Consider the following 17,321-nt stretch of genomic DNA (forward strand, 5'->3'; position numbering starts at 1 on the left):
GGGGGCGGGAAACACCCCCCTCGCGTCCCGAACGGCGGATCGATGACACGTAAGGCGGCCACGCGGGTACGTAGGTTCCCATGACCCCTGAGCGACCTGATCCGGACGTGCCCACGGCCACGTACCGGCTGCAGCTGCAGCCCGGCTTCCCCTTCCGGGCGGCGGCGGACGCCGTACCGTACGTGGCCTCGCTCGGCGTGTCCCATCTGCATCTGTCGCCCGTCCTGGAGGCCGTGCCCGGCTCCCCGCACGGCTACGACGTGGTGGACCACACGCGCGTGCGCGAGGAGCTCGGCGGCGAGGAGGGGCTGCGGGCGCTGGCGCGCACCGCGCGGGAGCACGGGCTCGGGCTGATCGTGGACATCGTCCCCAACCACATGGCGATGGTCCCCCGGCACAACCGTGCCCTGTGGGAGGTGCTGCGCGACGGCCCGTCCTCGCCCTTCGCGCGGTGGTTCGACATCGACTGGGAGGCGCAGGGCGGGCAGGTGCTGCTGCCGGTGCTGGGCGGGCCCCTGGCCGGCGAGGCCGGCCACCTCAAGGCGGACGGCGACGTGCTGCGCTACTACGACCACGTGTTCCCGCTGCGCGAGGGCACCGCGGGGCTGCCCCTCCCCCAGCTGCTGGACGCGCAGTGGTACCGGCCCGTGTGGTGGCGCCTGGCCCGGACCGAGCTCAACTACCGGCGGTTCTTCAGCATCTCCGAGCTGATCGGGGTGCGCGTGGAGGACCCGGAGGTGTTCGAGGCGACCCACGCCAAGACCCTGGAGCTGCTCCGGGAGGGCGTGATCGACGGGCTGCGCGTCGACCACCCCGACGGACTCGCCGACCCCGACGGCTATCTGCGGCGGCTGCACGAGGCCACGGGCGGCCGGTGGACGGTGGTGGAGAAGATCCTCGCCGACGGCGAGACGCTGCCCGCCTCCTGGCCCGTCGCGGGCACCACCGGCTACGACGCCCTGCGCCACGTGGACGGCCTGTTCACCGACCCGGCCGGGGTCGAGGAGCTGCTCGGCCGGTACCGGCGGTTCGCGGCGCCGCGGACGGACCGGGGCGGCGACTGGGACGCCACGGTACGGCACGCCGCGTACCGGGTGCTCACGCACGAGCTGGCCACGGAGGTGGACCGGCTGGTCCGGGTGACGAGCCGGCTGTGTGCGACCTCGCCGGAGCTGGCGCTGCGCGACCGCGCGCCCTGGGCGCTGCGCACCGCGCTCCGGGAACTGCTGGTCCGCCTGGAGGTCTACCGTCCCTATTCCTCCGTCGACGCCGGCGGTGTGGTGACCGAGGAGGCCGCCGCCGAGGCCCGGCGCGCCTTCGCCGTCCCGGAGGAGGCCGGTGCGGTGGACGTCGTACGGGATCTGGTGCTCGGACGGTACGGGGACGGGCCGGCGCAGGTGGAGTTCCGTACGCGGTTCGCGCAGACGGCGTCGGCGCTGCGGGCCAAGTCCGTCGAGGACACCGCGTTCTACCGGTATGTGCCGCTGCTGTCGGCGACGGAGGTGGGCGGCGACCCGGGCGCTCCCGCGGTGTCGCCGGAGCGGTTCCACGCGTACTGCGCGCGCGTGCAGCGCGACTGGCCGGCCGGCGGGACGGTGCTGTCCACACACGACGCCAAGCGCAGCGCGGATGTGCGGGCGGCGCTGCATGTGCTCACCGAGTGCCCGCAGCGGTGGGCGGACGTCCTCGCGGAGGTGACCCGCGCGGGTGACGGCGTCCCGGACGCTCAGCTGGCGTGGGCGGCCTGGCAGACGGTGTTCGGGCTGGGTCCGGCGGCGGAGGAGCGGGTCCAGGGGGCGCTGCTGAAGCATGTGCGTGAGGCGGGCCTGTACACCAGCTGGACGGAGCAGGACCCGTCGTACGAGGAGGCGGTGGCACGCTTCGTCGCGGCGGGGCCGTGCGGGGTGCCGGGCGAGCGGATGGCGGCGTTCCGCGCGTCGCTGGAGCCGCACATCCGGGCGAACGTGCTGGGCGCGGCGCTGGTCCATCTGACGATGCCCGGGGTGCCTGACCTCTATCAGGGCACGGAGCGCGAGTACCGCGCGCTGGTCGACCCGGACAACCGGCGGACCGTGCGGTTCGAGCGCGACGGGGGCGACGGGAGCGGCAAGGAGGCGGTGACGCGCAGGGCCCTGGGGGTGCGGGCGCGGCGGCCGGAAGTCTTCGGTGAGACGGCGTCGTACGAGCCGGTGGCGGTCGAGGGGCCCGCGGCGGCGCACTGCACGGCGTTCGTCCGGTCCGGTGAGGTGCTGACCGCCGTGACCCGGCTGTCGCTGCGGCTGGCGGAGGGGGGCGGCTGGCGCGGGACGCGGCTGGTGCTGCCGCCGGGGCGGTGGGCCGATGCGCCGGCGGCGAGACGGACGTTCGAGGGGCGTGTGGAGGTGGCGGAGCTGTTCGAGGAGTTGCCGGTGGCGCTGCTCGAGCGGGTCGCGGAGCGGTGAGTGGCGGGGCGGGGCCGGACCGTCGGCGGCTTCCTCCGGCGTGCCTCCAGGCGCCCCCTGAGGGCTCCCCCGTCGCGCCCTTGACACCGTCCCGCCGCCGTGGGGTACTTCGCAGTGCGGATTCGGGCGGTGACGGGGGGTGAGTCCGCTGCTGGAGTCTCGCTATCCGACGGTGGCCGAATTGGTCTTCTCCGCCCGGGTGCTGGCCCTGCAGTGGCCGGGCCTGTGCGAGCTGCGGGAGGTGGGTGCCTCCCGCGCGGGGCGGCCGCTGCACCTGCTGTCCGTGGGACGGGCCCGGCGAGCCGTGCTGGTGGTGGCCGGGGCCCACGCCAACGAACCGGCCGGCGGGGGCACGCTGCTCTCGCTGGCCCGGCGGGTCCTGCACGAGCGGGAACTGCGCGACGGGACGTCCTGGCACTTCCTGCTGTGCGCGGACCCCGACGGGGCGAGTCTCCATGTGACGCCGGCGCCGCGGAGTCTGTACGACTACCACATGGGCTTCTTCCGTCCTGCGGGGCCGGAGCAGCCGGAGTGGGCGCCTGCCGCGTTGCCGCCCGGGCGGCTGCCGCCCGAGACGCTCGCGCTGACCGGGGTGATCGACGAGGTGCGGCCCTATCTTCAGGTGTCCCTGCACGGCACCGACCTGGGCGGCAGCTGGGTGCAGCTGACGCGGGACGTGCCGGGGCTGGCCGAGCCGTTCGCCAAGTCGGCGGCGGAGTTGCACATTCCGGTGGAGACGGGCGCGTCGGACGCGGCGGGGTGGCCGACGTCCGGGCCCGGGGTGCGGGTGATGCCGGAGCCGGAGGCCGCGCCGGCCTATCCGAGCCTGACGGACGACGCCCGGCGCAGCACCTGGTACCACGCGCACCGGTACGGGGGTCTGACCGCGGTGATCGAGGTGCCGATGTGGGCGAGCGACCTGGTGGACGACCCGGCCCCGCATCCGGCGCCGGACGCGGCGATCCACCGTCTGGCGGAACGGCTGCTGCGGGACGCGGAGGAGGTGCGGCGGGTGCTGGAGGACGCGGGGGGCGCGGAGGGCGCGGTGGGCGCGGTGGCCGGGCGCGTCGACTGTCCGCTGGTGCGGGCGGCCACGTGGGGGCTGGAGCTGGTGCCGGGGCTGGCGGCCGACCTGGTCCGCACGCCGGCGGCGGACGGGACACGGGCGTATGTGGGGAGCGTGGACGCGTTCGTGCGGCGGGTGCCGCTCAGGGCGGCGGCGATGCTGCGGCGGGCGCTGGGGGCGGCGGACGGGCGGGCGGCGGCGCGGCTGGAGCGGTTGGTGGCGCTGTGGAGCGAGGAGTTCGCGGTGCGGTTCCGGGCGCGGTGGGTGCCGGTGGGGCACCAGGTGGAACACCAGTCCCGCACAGTCCTCGCCACAGCCCACCACGCCCGCGCCCACACGTAGCCGCGGGCAGCCACCCCACCCTGCGGGGGGCAGTCGCACCGCACCCACCCACCCAGCTGCGGGCAGTCGTGCCGCTGGGGCGGCACGGGTGGGCGCAGCGGCACCCGGCGAGCGCCGGCGAGTGAACCCACCCCCCCTGGCTCGCCCACGCACCGGTGTGCCTGTGCACCCACGCGAGTTGCACACTGCCGGCGTTGGTGCGGGCCGGGGGGTGTTCGCGCAGCCCGGCGCCAACGGGGTGCCGTCGCGCCCACCCGTGCCGCCCCAGCGGCACGACTGCCCGCGGAGGGCGGGGGCAGCGGCGCACCGCGGGAGCCGCGGACCGCGGGGGGCCGCCGGGGCCGCAGGCCCGAGGCCGGGAGGCCGGGAGGCCGACCGGGGCCGGAGGGCCGGCGGCCCGCGGCCGGGAGGCCCGAAACCGGGGGAGGCCGGGGGCCTGCGGGCGGGAGGCCCGAGGCCGGGGGCGGGAGGCTGGGGGCTACTGGGGGGTGAGGTCGAAGATGGGGCCGGTGTGGGCTGTCAATGTGCAGGGGTTGGGGAAGGTCTGCGTGTAGTCGATCGGGTGGTTGTGCCATACGCCGTGGGCGTGTGCCGTCACCGGCGCGTAGATCATCGGGCAGATCCCGTCCCGCAAGGGGACGTCGGCGATGCGCCCGTCCACCGCGGCCAGCTCCGCGCACGCGTCGGCCGCACGCCGGTGCTCACCCCCCGGCGGATCGCACCGCAGCATCGTGCCGCCCCCCGACACCGACGGAGTCTCCCCGTGGCTGACCGTGAGCATCAGCCAGCTCTCCTCGGCACCCGCACGCGCGGACTCCGCCCGTGCGGGTGCCGCACAGGCGAGCAGGACGAGGGCGGCGGTCAGTGCCGCCGCGCGTACCGCTTTCACTGAGATGTGCGTCATTCCCGTTGCATCGGCACGGCGGTCCCCGAACCCCACCCCGGCTCACCCGAACGGGAGGGTCCGGGCGTGCGCCGCGCGGCCAGCGCGAACGCGGCGAGTACCACGCGCGTCTGGTACTCGGCCTGACGTGCGACAGGGATCCACCGCGCCCCCATCGCGTCCCGGTAGTCCGCGCACCGCGCGTCGATCAGCCGGTCCAGCTCCGGCAGCGCCCCCGCCGGATCGCACCCCGCGCGGGTCACCAGCTGGTGCAGCAGCCCGGCGGTGCGCAGGGCCAGCCGCCGCCCGGCGAGGCGCAGCGCCGTGAGTCCGCTGGTGTCCATCCTCGGCAACGGATGCGCAGAATCGTTACGGCAATCGGGGTCCCACGCGTCGGCGAGCCCGGGGCAGACCAGTAAATAGTCGTCGACCGGGGCGAGCAGCCGCGCCGCGTCCGGCACGCCCGCGACGTACGGCCGTATCCGGGCCGTCAGATCGCCCAGCACCCGCGTGTCCTCGCGCAGCGTGCGGCTGACGGAGCGCAGCTCCGCCTCCGCGTCGGCGTGCGGGGAGGCGTCCCCGACGGCCGGCACGCCCCACATGGGCGCCTCGACGACCGCGGTGACGGTGCCGTACCGGTACGGGTGGAACCACGTCGACTCCACGGCCGCCTCGGTGATGGCCGCGGCGAGGTCGCGGCGGTGCGGGGGCGGGATCCGGTAGACGGCGGGGCCGAGTCCCGGCCAGTACAGGGCGTCGTAGGCGCCGAGCTCGCGCGGGATGCCGAGACGGGCGGCGATGCCCGCGACCCTCCGGTCGAGGCCGGGCAGGTCGTGGGTGAGCTCGACGAAGCCGCCGCCGACGTCGACGCCGTGCAGGGAGCACTGGAGAAAGGGCCGCAGTTCGTCCTGGACGGCGAGCAGGGCCCGGGTCTCCGGCAGCGCGGCGGCCGCCGCGCCGTCGGGCAGCCATTCGGGTTGTTCCAGGAAGCCGGGCCGGAAGAAGTTCCGGAAGTGGTGGCCGAGGGTGTACGGGCCGGTCATCCAGCGCTCGTTGCGGCGCAGCCCGTCGGGGTCCAGACAGAGCAGCAGGTTCCAGGTGGCGTCGGCGCCCTCGGTGAGCCGGGGGTCGGCCAGCGCGCGCTCGGCCAGGCGCAGGACGGTCGCGCCGCCCACGGGCTCGTTGGCGTGCGGTCCGGCGACGACGAGGGCCTGGCGGTCGCCGTGGCCGATGCTCAGCAGCCACAGGGAGACGCCCGCGCGGGAGGCGCCGACGGGGCGCAGCCGGGCGTCGCGGGGATGCCGGGCGACGAGGGCGGCGGCCCGCGCGCCCAGTTCGCCGACGGTCGGATAACGCAGGAGGGGCGGCAGGGCACACCTCCACGAAGTGGTGCCGTCTTCTCACCGGGAGTGCAGGGGGTACGCACAGTGAGTCACGACTTCGGGGTGTACGTCAACACCACGGCACGCACCGGGATTTGGCGGGGGTCAGCTCACCGCGAGCCGGTAGGTGATCTGGCCGAAACCGACCTGATCGCCCTCGCGCACGACGGCCGCGCCGACCACCCGGCGTCCGTTCACCGTCGTGCCGTTGGTCGAGCCGAGGTCCCGCAGCACCCACAGGCCGCCCTGGTGACGGAGTTCGGCGTGCACGCGGGAGACCGTCTCGTGGCTGATGCGCAGCCCGCTGGCGGGATCGCGTCCTATGCGCAGCGGGTGTCCGGCGGCCGGGTGCGGCAGCAGCAGTTTGGGCAGCTTCTCGGCCTGCCAGGCCCGGCGCAGCCGCACGGTGAAGCCGGACACCGCCTCGACCGTGCCGAACACCGCGCGCGAGAGGCGGCTTTCCCTCGGCAGGTCGGCGGTGAGCGCGGCGAGTTCGTCGGAACGCCGCGCGGTGAGCGCGAGTTCCATGCGCCGGATGAAGGTGTCGTGCGACAGGCGCCCCTTGGCGACGCCGTCCCGCAGTACGCTCAGCGCCTTGTCGCGCTCCGCGTCGGACAGCCGCGCGGGGTACGTGTGGAACTCGAAGGACGACGTCACGCTGTTGATTGTCGGTCAGCGACGGCCGGGCTGTCCAGAAACAAAGGCAACGGCCGGGCTACAGAACACCTGGCGACACCCGCCGCGAAAGGGACGATCCCCCGGCGAAGTGATCTCCCATGACGCACGATGGACGGGCTACATCACGGTGAGCAGACGAAGGGGAACCGTCCGTGCAGTTCGAGGTGTGGGCACCGAAGGCCGGCAGAGTGACGCTCCAGTGCGACGGCGTCACGCGCGCGCTGGAGCGCGATCCGCGGCGCGAGGGGTGGTGGAGGGGGGAGGCCGAGGCGCACGACGGCTCCCGGTACGGCTTCGCGCTGGACGACGGTCCCGTGCTGCCCGATCCGCGCTCGCGCCGCCAGCCGGACGGGCCGGACGGGCTCAGTGCCGTCGTGGACCACGACCGGTTCACCTGGCGCGCGCGGTGGACCGGGCGTCCGCTGCCCGGGGCGGTGCTGTACGAGCTGCACGTGGGCACGTACACCCGCGAGGGCACCTTCGACGCCGCCGCCGAGCGGCTCGGCCATCTCGCGGACCTGGGCGTGACGCACGTGGAGCTGATGCCGGTGTGCCCGTTCCCGGGCCGGCACGGATGGGGGTACGAGGGGGTGTCGCTGTGGGCCGTGCACGAGCCGTACGGCGGCCCCGAGGGGCTGAAACGGTTCGTCGACCGGGCGCACTCCCTGGGACTCGGCGTCGTCCTGGACGTGGTGCACAACCACCTGGGGCCGTCGGGCAACTATCTGCCGCGGTTCGGCCCGTACTTCACCGACACCCATCACACCCCCTGGGGCGCGGCGGTCAACCTGGACGCGCCCGGCTCCGACGAGGTGCGCGCCTATCTCCTGGAGAGCGCCCTCGCGTGGCTGCGGGACTACCGGCTCGACGGGCTGCGGCTGGACGCGGTGCACGCGCTGGTGGACACGCGCGCGACGCACTTCCTGGAGGAGCTGTCCCGGGCCGTGGACGCCCTGGCCGCCGACACCGGCCGCCCGCTGTTCCTCGTCGCCGAGTCGGACCTCAACGACCCCCGGATCATCACACCGCGCGAGGAGGGCGGCCTCGGGCTGCACGCGCAGTGGAACGACGACTTCCACCATGCCCTGCACACCGCGCTGACCGGTGAATCGCGCGGCTACTACTCCGACTTCGCGCGCGACCCGTTCGCGGCGCTGGCCAAGACGCTCACCTGTGGCTTCTTCCACGACGGGACGTACTCCAGTTTCCGGGGCCGGCACCACGGCCGGCCGCTGGACCGCGACCGGGTGGCCGCGCACCGGCTCCTGGGCTACAGCCAGACCCACGACCAGGTGGGCAACCGCGCCCAGGGGGACCGGCTGTCCGCGCTGGTCTCCCCCGGGCTGCTGGCCTGCGCGGCGGCGCTGACACTGACCGCCCCCTTCACCCCGATGCTGTTCATGGGGGAGGAGTGGGCGGCGGGCACGCCCTGGCAGTTCTTCACCGACCACACCGATCCGGAGCTCGCCCGGGCGGTGAGCGCGGGCCGGCGGCGGGAGTTCGCGGCGCACGGCTGGGCCGAGGAGGACGTGCCCGACCCGCAGGACCCCGCCACCCGCGACCGCTCCTGTCTGGACTGGTCGGAGCCGGAGCGCGAGCCGCACGCGCGCATGCTGGCCTGGTACCGGCTGCTGGCCGCCGTGCGCCACGCACAGCCGGACCTCACCGACCCCGGCCTCGGCGACACCAAGGTGGCCTACGACGACGAGCGGCGCTGGCTGGCCTTCCGGCGCGGCGACGTCCGGGTGGCCGTCAACCTCAGCGACCGGCCCGCCGCCGTCCCCCTGGGGTTGCCCGGTGCGCGGATCCTCGCGGCGTGGGAGCCGGTGGAGCCGCCGGGCGCGGACGGGGTGCTGCGGCTGCCCGCGGAGTCGGCGGCAGTACTGCTCCAGGAGTGACAGGAGTGAACGGGCCACCGGCTCCGCACGCGGCCTTCGGGGCGCCTCCGGGGCGAGGACCGGAGCCGGGCCCGTTCCGTCAGCCCGTTTCCGTCAGACCCGTTCCAGGGGCCGGTGCGGCCCCTCCGGGAGCCGCACCGTGATGCCGTCGCCGGGGCGCACCGTGCCGCCCTCCTTCACCACGCTCATGATTCCGGCCTTGCGGACGACGTTCCCCGCCTCGTCACGGCCGACGACCTGCCGGAGCAGGCCGTCCTGGAACGCGTCGATCTGCACGCACGGGTTGCGCAGCCCGGTGACCTCCAGCACGGCCTCGTCGCCGATGTGCAGCAGGGTGCCGGCCGGCAGGCCGAGCAGGTCGATGCCGCGCGTGGTGATGTTCTCGCCGAGCTCACCGGGTCCCACCTCGAAGCCCTGCCGGGCGACCTCGGTGAACAACGCCTCGTGGATGAGATGCACCTGACGCAGGTTCGGCTGCGTGGGGTCCTGGGCGACACGCGAGCGGTGCTTGACCGTCACACCGGCGTGGACGTCGCCCTCCACACCAAGCCCGGCGAGCAGCGTGATGCTCTCCCGGTTCGGCTTGGTGAAGGAGTACTCACCGTTGCTGCTGACCGCCACCACTGTCCCGCTCATGTCCGCGCCCCCGTCGTCGGCACCACTGGTCGGCCCTCACCCTAACGGGCGCGTCGCTAGAGCGCGTCGTCCTCCTTGCGCAGGTCCGTGACCCGCTCCAGCATGATCGGTTCCCAGGCCCGGCGCAGCCGGGTGCGCAGCAGCCGCAGCCGCGGCCGGGCGGTGGCGCGGCCGGCGAGGGCGTCGGCGAGGTGGACGACGGCGTCGCAGCGGGCCAGCCAGAGGCCGCGCAGGCACGGGCGGGCGCCGTACCCGGCGAGGGTGGCGGCGCGGACGGCGGCCGGGGCGCCGACGGCGACCGCGAGGCCCGCGATGTCCTCGGCGGGGTCGCCGACGACCGCCGCGTCCCAGCCGAGGACGCCGCGCACCCGGCCGTCGCCGCCGACCAGGAGGTGCCCGCCGGTGAGGGCGTGGTGGACCAGGACGGCCGTGCCGGACTGGGCGGCGAGCTGGACCGCGGCGGGCGGGCTGAGCTGGTCCAGCCGTCCGGGGTCGAACTCGTCGGCCTCGGCGAGCCGTTCGGCGGCCTCGCGGGCGGCCCGGCGCAGGGCCTCGAGGGAGCGCGGGGCCACGCGCGGCACGCCGAGGGTCTCCGCCTGCCGCACCGGCACCTTGTGCAGCCCCGTGAGCAGCCCGGACAGGTCGGTCTCGCCGACGGCGGAGACGGTGTGCTCCTCCGCCGTACCGCCGGGCAGCCTGGTGTCGAGGGTGCACAGCAGTCCGGGCGCCCACTCCCCCTGTGCCACCAGGACCGGCAGCGCCGCCGGCACGTGCGGGCGGACGAGGTCGCGCAGCCGCGGTTCGCGGCGCCGGCGGGCGCTCGTCCCGCGGTCCGGGGCGAGCCGCAGCACATGGTGGGCGCCGACCCACCAGGCGGTCTGCCCGGCCTCCTCGCTGACGGGCCGGACGTCGGGTCCGGGCGCGGCTGCCGCGCCGCTGTCCTTGAGCAGCGTGCGGGCCAGTCGGCGGACGGTGTCCGCGGTGGGTGTGGGTGCCTGGGTCATCTCTCGCCATTGCCGTTCGGGGAGGCGGTAGGGGGACGTCGGGTGACGTTCAGTCCACTATGACCATCTCCCGCGCGGTGTTGTTCAACCGCCTCCCCCCGTCCCCGGTCACGGCCACGATGTCCTCGATGCGCACCCCGAACCGGCCGGGCAGGTACACGCCGGGTTCGACGGAGAAGCACATGCCGGGGACGAGGGGCTGCTCCTCGCCCTCGATCATGTACGGCGGTTCGTGGGTGGTGACGCCGATGCCGTGCCCGGTGCGGTGGATGAAGTACTCCCCGTACCCGGCGCCGGCGATGACGGCGCGGGCGGCTCGGTCGACGTCCTGACAGGCGGCGCCGGGCCGCACCGCGCGGAAGCCCGCCTCCTGCGCCTCGCGCACCAGGTCGTGCACCCGGCGTTCCTCGTCGGTGGGTTCGCCGACGTGCACGGTGCGGGAGGTGTCGGAGCCGTAGCCGTCCTTGAGGCCGCCGAAGTCGAGGACGACCATGTCGCCGCGTCCGATGACGCGGTCGCCGGCCTCGTGGTGCGGGTTGGCCCCGTTGGGTCCGGAGGCCACGATGGTGAAGTCGACCTGGGAGTGGCCGGAGCGGCGCAGCAGGGCGGCGAGGTCGGCGGCGACGTCGGCCTCGCGGCGGCCGGCGAAGGCCACGCCCCTGATCTCCTCGAACGCGGCGTCGGCGGCCGCTCCGGCGGCGGCGAGGAGGTCGAGTTCCGCCGCGTCCTTGACGGCGCGCAGCATGGGAAGGGCCTCGGTGAGGGCGGCGTAGGAGGTGCCGGGAAGCGCCTGCTGCAAGCCCAGCAGGTGCAGCGCCCAGGTGTTGTCGCTGATGCCGTACCGGCCGTCCGCGTCCAGCAGGGCGGCGGTGGCGGCGTAGGGGTCCTTGCCGTCGGTCCAGTCGCGCAGGGTGAGGGCGGGGGCGCCGGCGGCGTGCTCGGCGTCGGGGGCCTCCAGGGTGGGGACGACGAGCACCGGGTCCCGGCCGGCCGCCAGGACCAGCAGGGTGAGCCGCTCGGTGACCGCGGTGGGGGTGTAGCCGGTGAGCCACACCAGGTCGGGGCCGGGTGCCACGAGCAGTCCGGCCAGTCCGGCGTCGGCGGCCTGCCGCGCAGCCCGCTCCATCCGGGCCTTGTAGTCGTCGGCGGTGAAGGACGCGGGCGTGGTGCCGGTCATCCGGGTGCCTCCCAGGGCGGACGTCGGGCCTACGGGCAGCATCCTGCCCGGCGGGCGGGGGCGGCGCGAGCCGGTTCGCCGGGTTCGCCCTCACCCCTGCCTCACCTCCCCCGCACTCCTGCCTGAACTAATGGCAAATGGTTGTCCAACCATTACATCCCAAGATGAGATCGCCTTCGACGTTGGCAGTCCCAGCCGAGGAGGCGTACGACCGTGCTCGTACTCGCGCACATCAGCGATCTGCATCTGGACGGAACCGCGAGGGCGACCGAGCGCGCCCGGCGGGTGCGACCGGCTGTGGGAACTGCCGGTACCGCCCGACGCGCTGCTGGTGACCGGGGACATCGCGGACCACGGCACCGAGACCGAGTACGAGGAGGCCGCCCGCCTGCTCGGACTGCGCGACGGCGGCGCCCCGTTCCCGGTGCTGACCTGTCCGGGCAACCACGACAGCCGGGCGCCGTACCGCAAGGCGCTGCTGGGGGAGCCGGCCGCCGACGGGCCGGTCAACAGCGTGCGGGGGCTGGACGGCGGGGCCGTGCTGATGTGCGATTCGAGCATCCCGGGGCGCGACGACGGCGAGCTGGGCGCGCGGACCCGCGCCTGGATCGAGTCGACGCTCGACACGCTCCCCGACGGCCTTCCGGCCCTGCTCGCCTTCCACCACCCGCCGGTACCGCTGCACCACCCCCTGCCCGACTCCCCACCCGCTGCGCGACGCGGCCGCGCCGGCGGAGCTGATGGCGCGCCGGCCCCGGGTGGCCGGGCTGATCACCGGGCACGCCCACACCCCGGCCGCCACCACGTTCGCCGGCCGCCCCGTGCTGGTCGGGCCGGGCATGACGTGGACGCTGCGGCTGCCCTGGGAGGGCGAGCAGGTCGCGGACCGGGACGCGCCGGTCGGACTCGCCTTCCACGTCCTGGACGACGAGGCGCGGCTCACCAGCCACTTCCGCGTGGTCATGTGACGATGCCGGGGACGGCCGTGAGCCGCCGGTGACCGCCGCCGGCCCGGCGCACCGTCAGCGTCACCTCCTCGCCCGGCCGGGCCCGGGCCACGGCACGGGCCAGGTCGGCGGCCGAGCCGACGCGTTCGCCGCCGAAGGCGAGGAGCACGTCGCCCCGTACCAGACCGGCCGAGAAACCCGGGCCCGGGACGTGCACGCCGACGACCCGGGCCCCCGGCCCCCGGCCGTCGGCCACCTCCACCCCGAGCCGTACGACGACGGGGGCGGGCGCCGGCGCGGAGGGCGCCCCGCGCGGCGGTGACGCGGCCGGGCCGGCGAGCGGGACCGCCCCCGCCCGCCGCTCCGGCCCGGTGAACGCGCCCGCGCCGACGACGGTGGCGCCCATCGCGCCCAGCCCGACCCCCGACAGCACCAGGACCGCACCGGCCGCCACCCCGAGCAGCGCGGTCAGCAGCCGCCGTCCGCGCCGTCGCCCGGCCTGCTGCCCGGACTGCCGGGACTGCCGGGACTGCCGGGACTGCCGGGACTGGCGGGACTGGCGGGACTGGCGGGCGTGCCCGGGACGCTCCCGGGCTCTGCCCGGATCCCCGGGCAGGGGCTTGGGCCGCAGCGCGGGTCGTTCCACGGCTGCCTCCGGCACCGGCGCCGGGCCGTCAGGCCGGCACCGGCCGGGCCGGTGCGCGGTACGGAAGGAAGCCGTGGACCCGGCCGGACAGGTAGGCGTCCTGGTACCGCGGGACGCTGCGGTGCCAGTTGAGGATGCCCGCCATCCAGTTCTGGAGGTCCGTCACATAGTCCGCCATGATCTTCCGCGCCTCCTGCGACAGCTGGAAGTCGTCGTAGACGACCGGCAGTTCGTGCTCCACGACGTGCTGGAACTGGCGCATCCGCTGGTTCATCAGGTCCTGCACCACGGGCAGCGCGGTCGGGTAGTCGACGCCGAAGAAGTTCTGCACGACGAGGATCGCGTTGTGGATCTCGCCCTCGAACTCGATCTCCTTCTGGTAGGAGAAGATGTCGTTGAGGAGGCAGGCGTAGTCCATCGCCGCGTTCTCCAGGGAGCGCACGGGACCGCTGCGGTAGACCTCCGGCGGCACCGCGGGACCGTGGCCGGCGCGGCAGAGTCCCAGGGTGAGGTCGGAACCGAAGGTGGCGCGCCGCATCTCCAGGTAGTCCACCGGGTCCGGGACGCGGTGCTGGATCTGGTTGGACAGCTCCCACACCCACGCCTCGGTCATCGACTCGATCGCGGACTTCAGCGGGCGGCGCTCCTCGGGGGTCATGCCGGCCGTGGTACGCGCCCACAGGTCGGTCAGGGAGCGCTCCATGGCGTTGACGGGCGGCGGCACCGGTCCGTCGTCGAGGGGCATGCAGGCCGCGAGGCGGGCCGTGGTCAGCCGGGCGGCGGCCGGGTCGCGGCGGTGGCCGTACACCAGCGGGTAGTAGTCGTCGCCGTAGGTGCCGAAGGCCAGCCAGTCCGAGGAGAGGTCGAGCTGTTCCTGGGTGGCGTCCGGGTCGAGGCCCGCCGCGCACAGCGGCAGGTCGCAGCTCGCCAGCTTGTCCTCGTCCCAGACGCCCTCGTTGAGGATGCCCATGCGCCGGGACCACTCCAGCAGATGCCGGCGCGAACCGTCGAGGGCGGGGCTGAGCTCCAGCGGGTAGGGCATCTCGATCTCGGGGATGACCGACGGGCCGACCTTGGGATGGGGCACGTGGGTGTGGGCGCGCAGGCGGCGGGCCCCGGTGGTGCTGAGCAGCGCGCCGATGCCGGCGGCGGACGTGCCGGGGCCGGACGGCACCTCCCAGGGGGAGCGGGAGCGCGCGCCCTCGTTCATGTACCGGCTGGAGCGCATGTGCCATTCGTGGCCGCCGGACTGCCAGTCCTGGAGTCCCTTGGTATAGGCCGCCACGGCCGCGAGCTGGTCCGGGGTGAGGCCGTTCTCCAGCGCGACCGCGGGGACCTCGGTGAACGCGGTGTGCTCGAACTGGTGCAGCCGTGAGGTCAGGACGTCGTTGACGAGGTCGGCGGCCTCCTGGGCGGTGCAGCCGAAGAACGTCTCCAGGACCAGCACGCCGTTGCTGAGTTCGCCCTCGTCCTCGACCTCGCGCTGGTAGGAGAACAGATCGTTGCGCAGGTGCACGGCGTCGGAGAACGTCTCCATCAGCACCCGCAGCGGCCGGGTGCCGGCGACGGCGGCGGGGACCTCGGCGGTCGCGTACTCCACGAGCCCCGCCGACCAGGGGGCGCCGCCCACCTTGCGGCGCATCTCGATGTACTCGACGGGGTTGGCGATCCGCCCCTCGTTGATGTTGGACAGCTCCCACATCGACTCGTTGAGGAGGTGTTCGGTGGCGACGGCGAACCGGCGGCGCCAGTCCGCGGACATCGCCGGCACCGTGCGCGCCCACAGGTCGGCCAGGCCCGCCTCCACCGGGTTCTCCGGCTCGGGGACGGGCGTCGCCGGATCGAGCGGCATGAACAGCGGCAGCCGGTCCAGGTGGGCCTTTCCGGCGGCGCGGTCCTGGGTGCGCTTGTACTTCTCCAGGAAGTGGTCGTCGAAGAAGAAGACCCACACGTACCAGTCGGTGACGAGGGAGAGGGCGGGGCCGTCGCAGTCGGGATGGGTGTAGGCGCAGAGCAGTCCGTAGTCGTGCGCGTCGAGGTCGGACTGCTCCCAGACCCCGCTGCCCTCCAGCATCCCCATCTCGCGTGCCCACGCCGTCGAATGGGCTCTCGCCCCGTCGACGTGCGGATTGAGGCGCGCGGGGTGCGGCAGGTAGAAGTGCGGGAGTTCGAACGGCTGCGTCATGGCCGGGAGCTACCCGTGGCCCGGTGACGGCATCCGCCGGCCGGGACGTGATCACACCATCGCGTGAACCCTGCCCGGTACGGGAGTCGTTGAGGTCATGTCCGTACCTGAATCAGCGCGTGGGTGCCGGCCGTGCGCCAGCTCCGCCCCTCCGCGTCCGTCAGCGCCGCCTCGGTCGCGGCATCCAGTCCGGTGATCACGTCGGACTTGAGGGTGCGCAGCGCGGCGACCGGCCCCGGGAAGTACCCGGTGACGTCCGCGAACGGGGTGGTGGGCGGCCAGTACCGGTCGCCCACGAGGCGGCGGTAGTTGAGGTCGCCCTTGACGACGGTGAGGGTGGCGGCGGCGAAGTCGGCGCGCAGGTCGTCCGGCATCCGCTCGTAGGGCAGCGGCGAGCAGGAGAAGGGATGCGCGCGCAGGGCGAGGCGGCCGTCGGCGAGGGCGTCCCACAGACCGCGCCCGTACGCCGCCGCCGCTCCCCCGGCGCCGGTGAGCCGGCCCACCGCGTCGACGACGTCGGCGGTGGTGGCGTCGGAGACGTAGTACGGGTACGGCTTGATGTGCAGCACGGCCCGGCCGATGCGGCCGTGGGCCAGGAGGTGCGCGACGAGCAGCAGGTCGGGGACGAGTTCGCGGCCCGCGTTGTCGGCGACCAGGCAGAGCGTGCCCGTGCCGGAGGAGAGCAGCGGCCACAGCCGTTCGCTGTCGTCGGCCACCAGGGCGGGGACGGCGGCCGTCTCCTCGGCCCCTTCGGCGGACAGCCGGAAGCCGAGGTCGGCGCGGTTGCCCCACAGGGAGCCGTGCAGCAGGGCCCGCGCCCGCTCCTCCTCCGGGCGGCCGGCGAGGTCGTCGAGCGCGGCCAGTTCCTCGTCCGTGGCGGGTGAGCCGAGTTCGGCGAGCTTGGACGGGCGGAAGGGGTCGATACCCTGCCAGGGGCCGGGTCCGAAGTAGCCCACGGCGTGCAGCAGCCGGCGGTAGAACCAGCTCTCGGACCACAGCCAGGGCACCTCGAACCAGGTGCGTCCGGCGTGCTTGTCCATCCCCCAGGACGCCCAGCGCTCCCGGTCGTGGGCCGTGGCGGGCAGGGGTTCGATCGTGCCCTCGGTGCAGTTGGCCAGCAGGGCGTCGAGCGCGTCTCGCTGCGCCGGTCCGTACGGGAGGGCCTCGCGCACCTGCCGGATGATCGCGGGGTGCCGCTCGGCCAGCACACTGTGGGGGAACGTGCCGGGCTCGTCGGCGACGATCACGGGGGCGGTGGGGATCTCGGACATGCGGCTCACCGTAACGCGCGCCCGTGGGCGCCGCCGTGCGTCACACCGGGGCGATCTCCCGTTCCAGCCGTGCGGCCAGGCTGAGATAGCGGGCGCGCCGGGTGACGGGGACCAGTCCGCGGATGAGGATCTGCCACATCTCGGCGGTGCGGCGGGGCTGTCGGGCAACGGATTCCCTGGAGCGGCCGACGACGCGGGTGCCGACGAAGAAGCAGACGAGGGAGTGGGCCACGACGTCGATGTCGACGTCCGGGTGGACGTCCCCCTCCTTGACCGCGCCGACGAGCCGCGCGGTGACGATGTCCAGCCACTCGGTGAAGGGGTGGCTCAGCGGCGGACGCGGGCGGATACCGCCGGTGGCGAGCCGCAGACCGGCCCGCAGCACGGGGTCCTCGGCCGACATCCTCGCTATGGAGAAGGTGAGGCGCATCAGCGCCTCCAGGGAGGTGTGCCCCCGGACCTCGGTGTCCCGGGCCAGTTTGCGGCAGGTCGCGGACTGCAGTTCCAGGACGGCGTGGGCGAGGTCCTCCTTCGCGGCGAAGTGGAAGTAGAGGGCGCCCTTGGTCACGTGGGCGTGCTCGACGATGTCGCTGAGACTGGTCGATTCGTAGCCCTGCCGGTCGAACAGGTCTGCGGCGGCCGTAATGATCGTCGCGCGGGTCTGCTCGGCGCGTACCTGCCTCGCCATCGCCTGAACTCCTGAGCCGGAAAGGAACGGGTCATGCCGTTTGTTTTCACACCACGTACACGATAACTCACCCTCCG

General features: G+C 74.5%; 13 protein-coding genes and 1 pseudogene. 4 read left to right on the forward strand and 10 right to left on the reverse strand.

What is annotated here, in order from left to right:
• The first annotated feature begins 80 nt into the window (after positions 1–80).
• Both treY and AC5L3C_RS07575 read left to right on the forward strand, forming a co-directional pair.
• Entirely contained in the window at positions 81–2,441 is a 2,361-nt protein-coding gene (gene treY, locus AC5L3C_RS07570; protein ID WP_493647847.1) for a malto-oligosyltrehalose synthase, read from the forward strand.
• Between the two features lie 139 nt (positions 2,442–2,580).
• Positions 2,581–3,849 carry a M14 family zinc carboxypeptidase gene (locus tag AC5L3C_RS07575; protein WP_493647849.1) on the forward strand — a complete coding sequence of 423 codons (1,269 nt, stop codon included), beginning with the start codon at positions 2,581–2,583 and terminating at the stop codon, positions 3,847–3,849.
• Between the two features lie 478 nt (positions 3,850–4,327).
• Here AC5L3C_RS07575 and AC5L3C_RS07580 read toward each other — a convergent pair whose 3' ends face one another.
• From AC5L3C_RS07580 to AC5L3C_RS07590, 3 genes are all read right to left on the reverse strand, one after another.
• Positions 4,328–4,753, reverse strand: a complete 426-nt coding sequence (locus tag AC5L3C_RS07580) for an SSI family serine proteinase inhibitor (RefSeq protein WP_493647851.1) — start codon at positions 4,751–4,753, stop codon at positions 4,328–4,330.
• Positions 4,750–6,102 carry a M14 family zinc carboxypeptidase gene (locus tag AC5L3C_RS07585; RefSeq protein WP_493653769.1) on the reverse strand — a complete coding sequence of 451 codons (1,353 nt, stop codon included), beginning with the start codon at positions 6,100–6,102 and terminating at the stop codon, positions 4,750–4,752. The genes AC5L3C_RS07580 and AC5L3C_RS07585 overlap by 4 nt, the downstream gene beginning before the upstream one ends.
• A 117-nt stretch (positions 6,103–6,219) precedes the next feature.
• Complete coding sequence (locus tag AC5L3C_RS07590) at positions 6,220–6,771, reverse strand: FHA domain-containing protein (protein ID WP_493647852.1); 552 nt, start codon at positions 6,769–6,771, stop codon at positions 6,220–6,222.
• Positions 6,772–6,944: 173 nt separating this feature from the next.
• Here AC5L3C_RS07590 and treZ point away from each other — a divergent pair, with 173 nt between their 5' ends.
• Entirely contained in the window at positions 6,945–8,690 is a 1,746-nt protein-coding gene (treZ, locus tag AC5L3C_RS07595; RefSeq protein ID WP_493647854.1) for a malto-oligosyltrehalose trehalohydrolase, read from the forward strand.
• 93 nt (positions 8,691–8,783) lie between these two features.
• Here the strand turns inward: treZ and AC5L3C_RS07600 are convergent, their stop codons facing one another.
• The 3 genes from AC5L3C_RS07600 to AC5L3C_RS07610 are packed head-to-tail and all read right to left on the reverse strand — an operon-like array spanning position 8,784 to position 11,507.
• Entirely contained in the window at positions 8,784–9,326 is a 543-nt protein-coding gene (locus tag AC5L3C_RS07600) for an MOSC domain-containing protein (protein ID WP_493647856.1), read from the reverse strand.
• Between the two features lie 56 nt (positions 9,327–9,382).
• Positions 9,383–10,330, reverse strand: a complete 948-nt coding sequence (locus AC5L3C_RS07605) for an aminoglycoside phosphotransferase family protein (RefSeq protein WP_493647857.1) — start codon at positions 10,328–10,330, stop codon at positions 9,383–9,385.
• A gap of 49 nt (positions 10,331–10,379) precedes the next feature.
• Positions 10,380–11,507, reverse strand: a complete 1,128-nt coding sequence (locus AC5L3C_RS07610; RefSeq protein WP_493647859.1) for an aminopeptidase P family protein — start codon at positions 11,505–11,507, stop codon at positions 10,380–10,382.
• A gap of 213 nt (positions 11,508–11,720) precedes the next feature.
• Between AC5L3C_RS07610 and AC5L3C_RS07615 the strand changes: the two are divergent.
• A pseudogene (locus tag AC5L3C_RS07615) lies at positions 11,721–12,475 on the forward strand (metallophosphoesterase).
• Here AC5L3C_RS07615 and AC5L3C_RS07620 read toward each other — a convergent pair.
• The 4 genes from AC5L3C_RS07620 to AC5L3C_RS07635 all read right to left on the reverse strand — a co-directional run bounded on the left by AC5L3C_RS07620 (position 12,468) and on the right by AC5L3C_RS07635 (position 17,244).
• On the reverse strand, positions 12,468–13,100 hold the full coding sequence (locus tag AC5L3C_RS07620) for a PDZ domain-containing protein (protein ID WP_493647861.1): 633 nt from the start codon (positions 13,098–13,100) through the stop codon (positions 12,468–12,470). The pseudogene AC5L3C_RS07615 and the gene AC5L3C_RS07620 sit on opposite strands and share 8 nt — an antisense overlap.
• 28 nt (positions 13,101–13,128) lie before the next feature.
• Positions 13,129–15,285, reverse strand: coding sequence for a germacradienol/geosmin synthase Cyc2 (gene cyc2 / locus AC5L3C_RS07625; protein ID WP_493647863.1), 2,157 nt, complete (start codon positions 15,283–15,285; stop codon positions 13,129–13,131).
• A gap of 95 nt (positions 15,286–15,380) precedes the next feature.
• Positions 15,381–16,556 carry a damage-control phosphatase ARMT1 family protein gene (locus AC5L3C_RS07630; RefSeq protein ID WP_493647865.1) on the reverse strand — a complete coding sequence of 392 codons (1,176 nt, stop codon included), beginning with the start codon at positions 16,554–16,556 and terminating at the stop codon, positions 15,381–15,383.
• A 40-nt stretch (positions 16,557–16,596) separates the two neighbouring features.
• Positions 16,597–17,244 carry a ScbR family autoregulator-binding transcription factor gene (locus AC5L3C_RS07635; protein WP_493647867.1) on the reverse strand — a complete coding sequence of 216 codons (648 nt, stop codon included), beginning with the start codon at positions 17,242–17,244 and terminating at the stop codon, positions 16,597–16,599.
• Between the last annotated feature and the right edge of the window lie 77 nt (positions 17,245–17,321).

The organism is Streptomyces speibonae (genome assembly GCF_984686075.1).